Raw genomic sequence first — 12,864 nt, 5'->3', positions numbered from 1 at the left:
AACTCAGACACCGGCTTCGGCGGCGGCCAGCACGCCGTGGACCCGGCGCAGCCGCTCCAGCCACCAGTCGCGCCGGCCCGCGGGCGCCGCGTACCGCTCCAGCAGCGCGGCGTCGGCTTTCGTCTCGCGCACGGCGATGGCGCCGTCGTCGGGCACCAGCGGGTCAGCCGTGATATCCGACTCGAACAGCCGGACTGTCCCCAGCCCGCACGCGTACGGCAGTTCCGGCAGGGACGCGGCGAGCGCCAGGCCCGCGCGGATTCCCACCGAGGTGTCCAGGGCGGAGCTGACGACGGCGGGCAGCCCTGCCTGCGCCACGATCTCCAGCGCGCGCCGGACACCGCCCAGCGGGGCCACCTTCACGACGATGAGGTCCGCCGCGCCGGCCCGCGCGACCTTCAGCGGGTCGTCCTCCTTGCGCACGGACTCATCGGCGGCAATCAGCACAGGCGTGCCATTTCCGGCGAGGCGCCGGCGGACCTCGGCGAGCCCGTCGATGCCCGGCACCGGCTGCTCCGCGTATTCGAGCCCGACGGCGGCGAGCCGGCCGAGTGCCTCCACCGCCTGCGGTACGTCCCAGCCGCCGTTCGCGTCGACCCTGACAGCGGCCTCCGGCAGCGCCTCCCGGACGGCCGCGACGCGGGCGATGTCCTCCGAAAGTTCCTGTCCGCGTTCGGCGACCTTGACCTTGACGGCGTCCACCCGGCCGAAGCGCGCGAGCACCTCGGGCACCCGGGCAGCGTCCACGGCGGGGACAGTGGCGTTGACGGGGATGCTGTGGCGGAGCGGTTCGGGGAAGCCGGTCCAGGCGGCCTCGACGGCGGCGGCGAGCCAGCGGGAGGCTTCGGCGTCGCCGTATTCGGGGAAGGGGCAGAACTCGCCCCAGCCGGCCGGTCCCTGCAGCAGTAGGGTTTCACGTTCCATGATGCCGCGGAATTTCACCCGCATGGGCAGGCTCACCACGCGGGCTGTGGCGAGGAGTTCGTCGAGGGCAGGCAGCGGCGTGGCGTGTCCGGAGACGGCGCTTTCAGGCATGCTGCCACTGTATCCGGGACGGCTCCCGGGAGGGGGCGCGCGCCGGGCCCGGGAGAGTTATCCTCAGTGGACAAGCACATTTTGGGAGCTCACCATGACGCACCCCGGCAGCGGTTCCACCCCACCTCCAGGCTGGTACCCCGATCCAACGGACCCGCGGCGGTCCCGCTGGTGGGACGGCGTGGCCTGGACAACCCATTACACCGCGCCGCCAGGAAACATGCCGCCGGGGAACCTGCCACCGGGGAACCTGCCGCCCTTCCAGGCCGTGCCACCGGGGAACATGCCGCTCGGGGCCGCGCCGCCCGCGCGGCCGAAGCTCGACAGCCGGACCCCGGTCCTCAACCCGTTCATCTGGGGCATCGTGCTGCTCCCGCTGCTGTCCGTGATCTTCCTGCTGGCATGGAATCCCGAACTCCGCTTCCGCACCGTGGGGGAACAGCAGCTGAAAATGCTGGACCCCACGTCCATGTTCACGCCTTGGTATTTCGCGATCGTGGCTTCCAGCTTCCTGCTGTACGGGGTCTCGGTGCTGCTTGCCTACCTCGATTGGCACAAGCTCAGCCAGGACGGCGTGGTGCGTCCCTTCCACTGGGCCTGGTGCTTCCTCAGCCCGGCCGTCTACGTCATCGGCCGCTCCGTCATTGTGCACGGCGTGGCGCCGGGGCGTGGCCTTGGTCCGGTCTGGGCACTGATCGGAACCTTCATGCTGGGCACCGTGGTGGCCGTTATCAAGGTCTCCGCCATCATGGCCCAGGTGATGTCGTCGCTCCGCGGCTAGCCGCACCAGTCGCGGGCCAATCCAACTTCCCCTCACACGCGTTAGGTAGACTGCTGGCAAACGCAGTGTGAAGGAGTTGGGATGCAACGCAAGGCAACCGCGCTCGACGTCGCCAAACGCGCGGGCGTCTCCCGCAGCGCCGTGTCCCTGGTGCTCAACGGCCGGGGGGACGGCAATGTGGCCAAGGAAAGCCAGGACCGGATCCGGCAGGCCGCCGCCGAGTTGAACTACTCCCCCAACCCCATCGCCCTGAGCCTGCGGAACCAGCGCACCCGCGTGATCGGTATCGTCTCCGACGAGGTGGTGACCAGCCCGTTCGACGGCAACATCATCGGCGGCGCCGACGACGTGGCGCGCAGCCGCGGCTTCGTCACCGTGGTGATGGACACGGCGTTCGACGCCGGCCGGGACGCCGACGCCGTCGAGACGCTCCTGGACAGGCAAGTCGACGGACTCATCCACGTCACGGTTGGCCTCAGGCCCTTCGACGTCCCGTCCGGCATGCTGAAAGTCCCCGCGGTACTCGCAAATTGCTACGACAGCGCCGCGGCCCCGGCCCTGCCCCACGTCATCCCGGACGAGGTGACCGGCGGCCGCCTCGCAACGGAACACCTGCTGTCCCTTGGCCACCGTGATATCGCGCTGCTGGGAGGCGCGGCCGTGGATCCGGCCGCTCCGCTCCGGGAGCGCGGTTACCGCGAAGCTTTCCACCACCAGGGCCTCAGTGTCCGGGAGGACCGGATCAGCTCCATCGGCTGGGACATCGACACCGGGTATCACCGCGCCATGAAACTGCTCGACGGCGTGCCTGCGGCCGAGCGGCCGACGGCGATCATGTGCGCAAACGACCGTCTGGCTGTCGGCGTCGTGCTGGCAGCCGCCCGGCTGGGGCTCAGCGTTCCGCGGGATCTCTCGATCATGGGCTACGACGACGAATTCCGGATCGCAAACACCATGGTTCCGGCACTGACCACCATGGCCCTCCCGCTGCGCGATATGGGGGCCGCCGCCATGAACCTGCTTTTGGACTCGGTGGAGGGTCCGGGCTCAGGGGCAGGCATAGAGCCTAAGGAGATCATGGTCCGGGGCCGCCTGGTGGTCCGCGACTCGACAGGTCCCGTCCCACCCAAGTAGCTCGCAGTCAAGGCCGTTTTGAGGGCTCAAAACGGCCTTGACTGCGAGTCAGTTGGGTAGCGGCGGCGCGCCGGTCGGGTCAGCTAGGCGCCTGCGAGCTCCCAGACTTCCGCCGACGCACCGGCGGGAAGCTCCAGCCGCCACTCCTCGCCCGGAGCAGGATAGGCGCGGAGCGTGGTGGCCACGGAGCCGTGGCGGTACACCTCCACGAGGGAGGCGTCGATGAAGAGCCGCAGCTCTTCGCCCGCGGCCAGCTGCCCGGCGAACACGGTCTGCCCATCGCCCAGCACCAGGCGCACCTCACCCCCGGCAAAGGAAGCACCCGCGCTGATCCGTGCCTCCGCGAACGCCGGCAGAAGGATGTGCCCGACGGCGGCCGTCGCCAGCCGGGAAGCCCGGTAACCGTCGATCTCCGGTGCCGGAGCTACTGCGAGCGCGCCGTCGACGAGGGACAACACACGCGGGTGCGTGAGCACGCCGGCCCAGCCGGCGGCGTCGATCTCGTCCTGCGAACGGCCGCGGCGCCCGTCGCGGCCCGGCCCCTCGTTGGCCCACCCCCAAAGCAGGGCCCGCGGAGTTCCGTCCGCCGCGTCGTCGAGCTGGGTGACCTGCGGGGCGTAGAAGTCCCGGCCGAAATCCGACTTACCGGCGCTCTGCGGGGTGAAGACGGGCAGGCCGGTTGCCGGGTCCGCGGCCATGGTGCCGATCAGGTGGCCCACGCCGAGGGTGTGTTCGTGGTCGTCGTCCTTCTGCCACAGGGAGAACATGGCCACCCAGGCGGTGCCGCCCCGGCCGTCCGGGATGCGCAGCAGTTGCGGGCATTCCCAGATCTCGGCCCGGTTCACGTCGTGGCCGGCGCCGGCTGCATTGTCCGTGGTGAGCCAGATGCCCTGGTACTCCCAGTTGGACATGTCGTCCACCCGGTAGAGCAGCAGCGCCGCACGGCCGTCGGCAAGTCCGGCGCCCTGGACCGCGTACCGCCGGCCCTCGAAGCGGAAGATGAACGGGTCGCGCACGGCCGTGACCTGCGGATCCTCAGGCATGGACACTGCAACATGGCCGTCCTGCGTCCAGTCCACCAGGTCATCCGAACCGCGGGCGATGACCACCTGCGATGCCCCCTCGCCCGAGCGGACGCCGGAGTACGCGGCGGTGGGCACGCCGCCGTCGTCCGTCACCACGCCGGTCCAGCAGCCGAAGTCGTCCGGCCCGCCGTCTTGGGGCCGCAGCGCCACCGGGTGCTCGTCCCAGTGCACCAGGTCCGCGGAGCTGACGTGTCCCCAGCAGATCCGGTGGTGCCGGGCGGAGTCCGGGTTGTACTGGAAGAAGACGTGGTACCGGCCGTTGATGTAGCTGATCCCGTTGGGATCGTTGATCCAGCCCTGCGCCGGGCGGGGATGCAGGCGTGGGAACGCAGGGTCCGCAGGGCTGTCGGCGTGGCCGGCCGCGGTGAAGGCTGCGGCCAGGTCCGGGTTGCTCATGAAGGAGTCCTTTTCAGATGGTTGTAACTATTTACCCGTGCCGGCGGTGAGGCCGTCCCGGAGGGCGCGCTGGCCGAACATGAAGACCACCAGGGCCGGAATCATGGAGAGCACCACGCCGGCGAGCACCACGGAGATGCTTCCGGTGCCGAGGTTGCCCTGCAGTGAGACCAAGCCCAGCGGGAGCGTGAAATTCTGCTCCGAGATGGTCATGATGAGCGGCCGGAAAAACTCGTTCCAGTGGAAGTTGAACGCCAGGATGCCCACGATCGACAGGCCCGGCATCGCCAGCGGAGCGTACACGGAACGGAAGGTCCGCCACGGGGAGGCGCCGTCGATCGCTGCGGCCTCGGCGAGGTCGGCCGGCAGCCCCAGGAAGTACTGGCGCATCAGGAAGGTGCCGAACGCCGTCGGGATCGCGGGGAGGATCAGGGCCATCAGCGTGTCCGAAAGCCCCACGCCGCGGATCAACATGAACACGGGCACGATCGTGACCTGAGCGGGCACCATCATGGTGGCCAGCACCACCGAGAACAAGGCGTTGCGGCCGCGGAACCTGAGGTTCGCGAAGGCGTAACCGGCCAGTGCCGCGGTGATCATCTGTCCGATGGCGATCAGCCCGGTGACCAGGGCGCTGTTGATCACCAATGCCACGATGTTCAGCTGCTTGAAGACCTGCCCGTAGGAGACAAAGTCCGGGTTCAGCGGCAGGAACGACGGCGGCAGCTGGAACGACTCCGCCGGCGGCCGCAGGGAGGTGGACAGGGTCCACAGCACGGGTCCGAGGACCAGGACGGCGGCGATGGAGAGGAGCACGATCCGGCCGGCGACGGACCAGTCGCGCTTCCTGCGGTGGGCAACCCGCTCAGCGGCGGGGCGCGTGATGGTGGTGGTCATGGCGGGCCTCACTGGTAGAAGACGAATCGTTTGCTGAGCCGGAACTGCGCGGCCGTGATGGCCATGATGATCAGGGTGAGGATCACGCCGATCGCCGAGGCCTGGCCGAATTCAAGCCGCTGGAACGCGGACTCGAAGATCACCATCACTGCCGTGCGGGTGGAGTCGCCGGGGCCGCCGCGGGTGAGCACGAAGGGCTGGTCGAAGACCTGGAGGGCGTTGATGATGGCCATCACCGAGGCCACCAGGGTGGTGGGGCTGAGCAGCGGCAGGGTCACGTGGACGTGCTTGCGCCAGCCGGTGGCCCCGTCCAGCGACGCGGCCTCGTAGGTTTCCACCGGAATGGACGCCAGGCCGCCGATGAACAGCAGGAAGGAGAAGCCGAAGTTCTGCCATACGTACACGAGGATCACGACGGCGGCCGAACCGCCCGGCGTCGTCAGCCAGGGGACGGCGGGGATGCCCGCGAGGGACAGCAGCCAGTTGACCACGCCGAACTGTTCGTTGAAGAGGTACCGCATGAAGATCGACACCGAGGCCGCGGAGAGGATCAGCGGGAAGAAGAAGGCGCTGCGGAAGAAGACCCGCAGCCAGGCGGGGAGCTTCTCCTGGACCATGATGGCGAGCCCGAGGGCAAGGCCCAGCTGCAGGGCCACGGCCACCACCACGAACAGGATGGTGTTCAGGAACGACACCCGGACCGTGGGGTCCTGGACCACTTCGGCGAAGTTGTCGAAGCCCACGAAGCTCGGCGCCGAGATGATGTCCCAGCGGAAGAAGGCCAGGGCCACCGAGGCGATGATGGGCAGCACGGTGAAGATGCCCATGCCCACAATGGTCGGCGCCAGGAAGACCCAGGGCAGCCAGGGCTGGCGTTCGCGGCCGGGGCGGCGTGCCTTGCCGGCCTGGCCGGAGCTGGTGCCGCGTCCTGTCCTTCCCCCAAGTGCTTTGCTGCGCACGCGCGTGTCGCTTGCAGTGCTCATGGCTGCCTCCTCAAGGCAAATTCGAGGTCCCTCTGCAGCGAGTCGAGTGCCGACTTCAGCTGGCGCTCGTCACCGCTGACGGCCAGGGACACGTTCTTCATCAGGGCCGTCTCGACGGCGGCCTGCTGGGGCGGGGCGGGAATGGGACCGGTGCTGGGGAACCGGTCGAGGGTGTCGTAGAAAACTTTCCAGTGCCGCGGGCCCTTGCCCGCGTACAGCTGCTCGTTGACCATGGAGCGCCGGGCCGGGGTGGTGTTCGGCGTGGGGAAGACGATCTGCATGGCCTCGCGGCTGGAGCTGAACTTCACCCATTCCCACGCGGCGTCCTTGTCCTTGGCGGTCTTCATGATCGCGTAGCCGGCGGTGCCGAACTGGTGCCGCTGGGTGCGCCACTTCGGGAAGAACTGGACGTCGTAGTCGTCCTGCTTCATCCCGGCCTCGCTCAGGCCCTGGACCCAGTAGCCGCCGGCCGGCGTGGTGCCGATCCGGTTGGAGGCGAAGAGGCCCACCAGCGAGTTGCCGCCGCCTTCTTCCGGGCGCACGCCCAGGCCGTCCTTGACCAGTCCGCGCAGGAAGTCGAAGGATTCGAAGACCCGGGGATCGTCGGCGTTGGGCTCCAGCCATTGGTAGCCGCCCGAGCGCATGCCGCGGGAGGGGTCGTTGGCGTAGAAGCTGTCCCACAGCCATCGGCCGCCCGTGGACTTGGTTTCCTTCAGGAAGCTGGTGTCGTTGGCGTAGAGCCAGGGCACCACGCCGCCGAAGAGCCGGTTGGTCCAGTAGTACGGGGTGAAGTCCGAGGGCCGGGCCTTGCGCATGGCGGCCAGGGTGCTGCGGAAGTCCAGGTAGGTCCAGTCGTCCGCCGGCCGCTCCAGGCCGGCTTGCTGCAGCGCCTTGGTGTTGTAGTACATGTTGGCGGCGTTCCAGTCGATGGGGAGCTGGAACAGGCTGCCTTTGTACATGAAGGCTTCCACCAGGCTGGGGTGGACGTCGGCGAAGTACTCCTTCATGTGCCCGGCGTCCCGGCGCAGGTACTCATCCAGCGGGTGGGCCAGCTTCTCCGCGAAAAGCTGGGCACCTTCCGTGGCCACGTACACCACGTCCGGCGGCGTCCCGGCAGCCACCATGGTGAGGATCTTGGTGAAGAAGTCCTTCCAGTCCACTGCTTGGATGGCCTGGACCTTCACCTTGATGTCCGGATGGACTTTGGCGAATGCGTCGACCACTTTCTGGCGGGCAGCGGCATCCGCGGCGGTGCCCATGATGGCGATGCTGAGGCTGTTGTCGCCGCGGCCCGGGATGTCGGTTCCGGTCAGCCGCGGCCACGACGCCACGGTTGCCCCGACAATTCCCGCACCCACGGCGCCAAGGGCGGTCCTGCGTGAGATTTCACGCAGCTTCCCGTTGCTTCCTGGCATGTCTTTTCCTTCCTAACACGTGTTAGGAACTGTAAATCCTCGACCTAACACGTGTCAAGAGTCACAGACTTGTTGCCTTTCCCTCACCGGCACCCAGCTTCCGTTCAGGGAACGCGATGTGTCCTGCCGGGCACGGTATGGCACCCTGAAAGGGATGGTTTTTCGAAGAGACAACGGCCTCCGGACCGTGCAGCGGGAAGTCGGCGGGCGCCCCGCCGCCAAGGGCAGCGGCCTGCTCTTCGTACTGGCTGCCTTGGCCTGCATCGTCGGAATCGCCGCCAGCTACTACTTCTTCGTCCAGACCACCACCGGCCAGTACATCGACGAATCCGCCCTCGTCGAGGCCGGGGAACTGCACGGCCCTGCCGGCAGGGCCGCGACGCGTTTCCTCGACCTGCTGCCGGGTATCTCGGTGGCCCTTGCCGCCGTCGTGGTCCTGTTCGTCACCTTGGCCCGCCGGCGCTGGAAGGCTGCGGGAATTGCCGTGGCGGCCTGTGCCCTTGCGAACCTTGCCACCCAGCTGCTCAAGGACTGGTTCCCGGACCGGCCGTATACGGGCGTCCAGACCCTCGAACTGAATTCCCTGCCTTCCGGGCACACAACACTGGCTGCCTCGGCCGCCGCGGCAGTGTTCCTGGTGGCGTCACCGCGCTGGCGGCCGCTGGCAGGCTTCCTGGGCGGCACTTTCGCCGTGGCCGCCGGTGTGTCCACGTTAATCAACCAATGGCACCGGCCGGCTGACGTCGTCGCGGCCTTCCTGGTGACCGGCGCCGTGATGCTGCCCGCAGGCTGGCTGGTGATGCGGACCGGCAACCGCTGGAACGTGTGGGGCGGGCACGGGGAACACTGGGCGTCGTCCCGGCTCTGGCTGATCCTCTCGGTGGCCGCCGGGCTGCTCTCCACGGGTGTGGCCGCCTATGCCCTTCTCAGGATCGCACCTGCGGGGTTGGGCATTCCCGGCCTGTCCCAGGCGGAGAGCACCACGAACTACTTCTGGGCCGGCGTCTCGCTGATTGTCATCACTGGATACCTCGGAACGGTGGCAGCCACGTGGCTGTTCGGCCGGGCCGCCCGGCAGCGGTAGCCACACATAAGTAATGAAAGCCGTGGAAACCGGCGGGTAATTTCCGCGGGTTATAGTCAAGCATGCCCTCTTCGCCGAATGCCCTTCGCAGTGCCCATTTTCGCGGCGACATAGCCGGCCTCAGGACGATTGCGATCCTCGGCGTTGTCCTGATTCATGCGGGCGTCCCGTGGATTCCCGGAGGATTTACAGGCGTCGATGTCTTTTTCGTCATATCCGGTTTCCTCATTACCGGGCAATTGGCACGGGAGCTGAAAAACACCGGACGCATCAACCTGTCGTCGTTCTGGGCCAGGCGCCTGCGCCGGCTCTTCCCCGCCTTGGCCGTGGTCGCGCTGGCCACGTGCATTGCAAGCTCACTGGCCTTCTCGCCGCTTGAACTCAAGGAAATCGCCTGGCAGGCAGGGGCGGCAATCCTGTCCATCTCCAACCTCGTGTTTGCCGTCCAGGCGGCAGACTACTTCGGGCACGAAGTTCAACAAAGCCCTTTTCTGCACACGTGGTCATTAGGCGTCGAAGAACAGTTCTACATTGCCTTCCCGCTGCTTCTGGTCCTTATCGGGATTATCGTTCGGCGGCAGCGCCGGCGCATGTCCGTGGCCATCCTCTGGACCTTGGGATTTTGCCTGCTGGTTTCCTTGGGCGCCTCGATCATTTTGACCCCTGGGCATCCATTCTGGGCTTTTTACACCATCCCTACCCGGGTTTGGGAATTCGCGGCGGGAGGAATCCTGGCCATCATCATCGGCAAGGTGAGGTTGCCGCGGGCTGCCGCCGCAATCACCGCGGCAACCGGCTTGGCAACCATCGCCGCCGGCTTTCTGTTCATCGGAGCCGGCCAGGTCTTCCCGGGCGTAGTGGCGACCATCCCTGTGGCGGGAACGCTGCTGGTGATTCTCGGAGGTTCAACGGGCAACCCGATATCCGCTTTGCTCGGCTCCACGCCGATGGTCTGGACCGGCGAGCGCTCGTATTCGTGGTATCTCTGGCATTGGCCTGCCGTGGTGCTGGCGTCCGTGGTTTTCGGCGCGCAGTCGGTCTGGCTGGCACTTGCTGCCTCGGTACTGGCATTGGGACTGGCCCACTACACGTTCCGTTGGGTTGAGACCCCTGTGCGGGAATGGAAGGGCTTCCGCAAGCGGACCGGCGCCACTTACCTCGCGATGGCCGGGGCCTTCGCCGTCTGCATGGCAGTCGCCGGCGGTGTCTATGCAGGCGGCGCGGTTGCGTCAGACACAGCGCAGAACCGTGCATGGCTCGCCGTCCGTGAACAGGGACCGCCTCAATCCTGCCCCGGGCGTCAAACCTCGGAGTCGGGGATCAGCTACTGCGTTTCGGGGCCCACGGATGCCGCCACAACTGTCATGATTGTCGGCGATTCCCATGCCGCGCAATGGGTTCCCACCATGTCCAAAGTCGCCACCGAGGAAGGCTTCGGACTGGTGATCCGTTCCCTTGATGCATGCCCTGCCGCGGATGTGAAGGTCCTGGCACACAGCGTGGCCAACACCAAATGCGATCTGTTCCACGAGCAGACTGCCGCCCTCATCAGGGAACTCCGGCCCGCAGTCCTGGTGACCGCGAATTCCAACAGCTATCTGGGCCAAATCCTGGACAGCTCGGGCGGAGTTGCCTCCCGGGACGCTCAGACCGCCCTGTGGAGGGCCGGCTTCGACTCGCTCGTGGAAACAGCCCGTGCGGCCGGCGCAGTGCCCGCGGTCATCGAAGACACCCCCCGGCCGGGTGGAGACGCGGGTATATGCGTCACTCGCCCCGGTGGCTCCGAAGAACGGTGTACTCCGAAACGCGACGATGCCGTCTCGGCCATCGCGCCCCTCCGGGACGCTGAACGGTCCGTCCAGAAAGAGCTGAAACTCAGTCACGTCCTGACTTTCGATGATCACCTCTGCACCGCCCGGAGCTGCATCATCTCCGACAACGGCATCCCGGTGTTCACCGACAGCAGCCATCTGTCCCAGGCTTGGGCGGCGTCCCAGGAAGACGAAGTCCGGAGCTTCATTGCCAAGACCTTGGATTCCACCGGCACCACGCGGTCAGCGGGAGCCAGGCCGCGCGCCTAGTAGTTCCGGCGGTGCTTCAGTTTGGGGAGGGCGACGGCGAACACTGCCACTGCGGCAAGGCCCAGCACGCCGCAGGACCAGATCCCGGCGGCCAGTGAAACCGCGGCCGTCATCGCGGACAGCAGCATCGGCCCGCCGGTGCTTCCGGCGTCGGCAATGAACCGCCACAGGCCCAGGAACTGGCCCCGGCCGCGTTCCGGCGAGAAATCGGCGCCCAGCGTCATGACGAGCCCGGAGCTGATGCCGTTGCCGAAACCGATCAGCATGGCCGCCAGCAGCAGGCCGACGAATCCGGTGGACAAGGGGATCAGGAACAATGAGACGCCCATGATCAGGGTGGAGGGCAGGGCTACCCACAGGCGGCCCTTGCGGTCCATGAGCTTGCCGGCCGGATAGAACACCAGCATGTCGATGGCACCTGAAACGCCATAGATCAGCGAGGCATGGGTGGCGTCCAGGCCCAGATGGTCCGCCCACAACGGGATGACCACCTGCCTCGAAGCCCGCAGGGCGGCCAGCAGCAGGACGCCGCTGCCCACCGCGAAAAGCACCGGGGCATGGGCGGACGCGATGCTACGCAAAGTGGGCTCCGGTCCCTTCGCACCTTTCCCGCCGTCGGACGTTCCCGAATGGTGCGCAACAAGGTCCGGAATGGTGAGCGACAGGCCTGCGGCGGCCGCCATGGCGACGGCCCCCACCCAGTAGGCTCCGGCGATGCCGAGGAACTGCATGACCCCAGCCCCGACGAAGGGGCCGATGAACACCCCGATCCGTGTGCTCCCGCCCAGTGTGGACAATGCCCGGGCCCGGAATTGCACCGGGACCGCTTCAGTGAGGTACTTCTGCCGGGCCAGGTTGAAGACGCTGGTGGCCATTCCGACGATGGTCATGGCCACGGCCAGCAGCCACAGCCCCTGCGGCAGCCCAGGGGCGAGCGCCGCCACCACGAGCGCCAGCGCTCCGATGGTGCCGGCCCCGGTGATGGCCCAGCGCTCCCCGAAGCGGATGGTGATGAGCGACGCCGGGATGTTGAACAGCCAGGAACCCACACCGATCAGCGTGACCAGCAGAGCCGAGAGGGCTGCCGAGGCGCCAAGCTCACGGGCGGACAGGGCCACCACCGGCAGCACCGCGCCCTCGCCGAGGCAGAACAGCACGGTAGGTCCGAAGGCGGGAAGGGCGATGCTGCGCAGGGAAAACTGGGGGGAGGTCCTGGTGGTGCTCATTCCCTCCATCCTAGGACGACGCCGGAGACCGCACGCCCCGGGAACCGGACCGCCGGCGTTGGGCGCCGGCTTCGCGGCCGGGTGGTCACTGGCAGAACGGCCGCAGAACGTCTGCGAACCCGGCAGCAGCGTCTCCTACCTGCTGCAGCACAAGCCGGTGCCTGCGCCTGGTTGAAGTGTGGCCATCGGGTATGTCAAGGGGATCCAAAGGGGCGCGGACTGTTCCTTTCCACAGCGGCAAACGTGCCGGCACGGCAGGTCCGACGCGCCCCCGCAAGGAATTGAGTGCAGCCACGAAGTCATGGAACCGTTCCTCCGGGGATGCTCCGGGCGTCCCCCGTTCCGACGCAGGCCCGAGGTGGGAGGCCAGGGCCAGGGCTTCCAGCAGGGTAAAGGTCCGTCTACGCGCCGCCGGGGAGATCGTCGCCAGATACGAGCGCTGGGACAACTCCATCGCCAGGATCAGGTCAGCCGATTCGATAATGGATCGATCAACCTGGGACGGGCGGTGAACCGCCGCATCGACAGGCAGTTCCTCCCGGCCCAGGAGAGACGAGACTTCGGCGCAAATCCCTGCCCCGACGGCAGCCCTTGTTCCCGCTGTGACCGCTCGGATATGGCCTGGCGCCGCTTCGGAAGAGAGTGCGGATTCAATGATGGCGGCTGCATAGGGAGACCGGCAAACATTGGCGGTACAGACTATGAGAACTCTGCTCAAAGATTCGAAGTCCACTTCTTGTCAAGGGG

Annotated in this window: 11 protein-coding genes; 4 read left to right on the top strand and 7 right to left on the bottom strand. The window is 67.3% G+C overall.

The window, feature by feature from the left end; genetic code table 11:
• Nucleotides 1-3: 3 nt before the first annotated feature.
• Complete coding sequence (locus ACNQPB_RS02000; protein ID WP_498748668.1) at nt 4-1,035, bottom strand: o-succinylbenzoate synthase; 1,032 nt, start codon at nt 1,033-1,035, stop codon at nt 4-6.
• Between the two features lie 94 nt (nt 1,036-1,129).
• On the opposite strand from ACNQPB_RS02000, the gene ACNQPB_RS01995 reads away from it, so the two are divergent.
• Nucleotides 1,130-1,816, top strand: a complete 687-nt coding sequence (locus ACNQPB_RS01995; RefSeq protein WP_498748666.1) for a DUF2510 domain-containing protein — start codon at nt 1,130-1,132, stop codon at nt 1,814-1,816.
• Between the two features lie 81 nt (nt 1,817-1,897).
• A complete protein-coding gene (locus ACNQPB_RS01990) occupies nt 1,898-2,950 on the top strand; it encodes a LacI family DNA-binding transcriptional regulator (protein ID WP_498748665.1) in 1,053 nt (350 codons plus the stop codon).
• Nucleotides 2,951-3,033: 83 nt separating this feature from the next.
• Here ACNQPB_RS01990 and ACNQPB_RS01985 read toward each other — a convergent pair whose 3' ends face one another.
• The 4 genes from ACNQPB_RS01985 to ACNQPB_RS01970 are packed head-to-tail and all read right to left on the bottom strand — an operon-like array spanning nt 3,034 to nt 7,726.
• The gene (locus tag ACNQPB_RS01985) at nt 3,034-4,431 is read right to left on the bottom strand and encodes a glycoside hydrolase family 32 protein (RefSeq protein WP_498748663.1); all 1,398 of its coding nucleotides are present in this window, start codon (nt 4,429-4,431) and stop codon (nt 3,034-3,036) included.
• Between the two features lie 27 nt (nt 4,432-4,458).
• A complete protein-coding gene (locus ACNQPB_RS01980) occupies nt 4,459-5,328 on the bottom strand; it encodes a carbohydrate ABC transporter permease (RefSeq protein WP_498748661.1) in 870 nt (289 codons plus the stop codon).
• Between the two features lie 8 nt (nt 5,329-5,336).
• Entirely contained in the window at nt 5,337-6,311 is a 975-nt protein-coding gene (locus ACNQPB_RS01975) for a carbohydrate ABC transporter permease (protein ID WP_498748659.1), read from the bottom strand.
• Entirely contained in the window at nt 6,308-7,726 is a 1,419-nt protein-coding gene (locus ACNQPB_RS01970) for an ABC transporter substrate-binding protein (RefSeq protein WP_498748658.1), read from the bottom strand. The genes ACNQPB_RS01975 and ACNQPB_RS01970 overlap by 4 nt, the downstream gene beginning before the upstream one ends.
• Nucleotides 7,727-7,880: 154 nt before the next feature.
• On the opposite strand from ACNQPB_RS01970, the gene ACNQPB_RS01965 reads away from it, so the two are divergent.
• Nucleotides 7,881-8,810, top strand: coding sequence for a phosphatase PAP2 family protein (locus ACNQPB_RS01965; protein ID WP_498748657.1), 930 nt, complete (start codon nt 7,881-7,883; stop codon nt 8,808-8,810).
• 62 nt (nt 8,811-8,872) lie between these two features.
• The gene (locus ACNQPB_RS01960) at nt 8,873-10,891 is read left to right on the top strand and encodes an acyltransferase family protein (protein WP_498748655.1); all 2,019 of its coding nucleotides are present in this window, start codon (nt 8,873-8,875) and stop codon (nt 10,889-10,891) included.
• On the opposite strand, the gene ACNQPB_RS01955 is transcribed toward ACNQPB_RS01960, so the two are convergent.
• Both ACNQPB_RS01955 and ACNQPB_RS01950 read right to left on the bottom strand, forming a co-directional pair.
• Nucleotides 10,888-12,117, bottom strand: coding sequence for an MFS transporter (locus ACNQPB_RS01955; protein WP_498748653.1), 1,230 nt, complete (start codon nt 12,115-12,117; stop codon nt 10,888-10,890). The genes ACNQPB_RS01960 and ACNQPB_RS01955 overlap by 4 nt on opposite strands.
• Nucleotides 12,118-12,202: 85 nt before the next feature.
• Nucleotides 12,203-12,850, bottom strand: a complete 648-nt coding sequence (locus ACNQPB_RS01950; protein ID WP_498748652.1) for an arsenate reductase/protein-tyrosine-phosphatase family protein — start codon at nt 12,848-12,850, stop codon at nt 12,203-12,205.
• Nucleotides 12,851-12,864 lie beyond the last annotated feature (14 nt).

Source organism: Curtobacterium sp. LFS079, from assembly GCF_047977865.1.
Classification (GTDB): Bacteria; Actinomycetota; Actinomycetes; order Actinomycetales; family Micrococcaceae; genus Arthrobacter.
This window is presented reverse-complemented; position numbering and strand designations above follow the sequence as displayed.

Excerpts from the sequence above, each read along its gene's own strand:
- ACNQPB_RS02000 (WP_498748668.1), bottom strand. The coding sequence starts at position 1,035 with ATGCCTGAAAGCGCCGTCTCCGGACACGCCACGCCGCTGCCTGCCCTC.
- ACNQPB_RS01995 (WP_498748666.1), top strand. The coding sequence starts at position 1,130 with ATGACGCACCCCGGCAGCGGTTCCACCCCACCTCCAGGCTGGTACCCC.
- ACNQPB_RS01990 (WP_498748665.1), top strand. The coding sequence starts at position 1,898 with ATGCAACGCAAGGCAACCGCGCTCGACGTCGCCAAACGCGCGGGCGTC.
- ACNQPB_RS01985 (WP_498748663.1), bottom strand. The coding sequence starts at position 4,431 with ATGAGCAACCCGGACCTGGCCGCAGCCTTCACCGCGGCCGGCCACGCC.
- ACNQPB_RS01980 (WP_498748661.1), bottom strand. The coding sequence starts at position 5,328 with ATGACCACCACCATCACGCGCCCCGCCGCTGAGCGGGTTGCCCACCGC.
- ACNQPB_RS01975 (WP_498748659.1), bottom strand. The coding sequence starts at position 6,311 with ATGAGCACTGCAAGCGACACGCGCGTGCGCAGCAAAGCACTTGGGGGA.
- ACNQPB_RS01970 (WP_498748658.1), bottom strand. The coding sequence starts at position 7,726 with ATGCCAGGAAGCAACGGGAAGCTGCGTGAAATCTCACGCAGGACCGCC.
- ACNQPB_RS01965 (WP_498748657.1), top strand. The coding sequence starts at position 7,881 with ATGGTTTTTCGAAGAGACAACGGCCTCCGGACCGTGCAGCGGGAAGTC.
- ACNQPB_RS01960 (WP_498748655.1), top strand. The coding sequence starts at position 8,873 with ATGCCCTCTTCGCCGAATGCCCTTCGCAGTGCCCATTTTCGCGGCGAC.
- ACNQPB_RS01955 (WP_498748653.1), bottom strand. The coding sequence starts at position 12,117 with ATGAGCACCACCAGGACCTCCCCCCAGTTTTCCCTGCGCAGCATCGCC.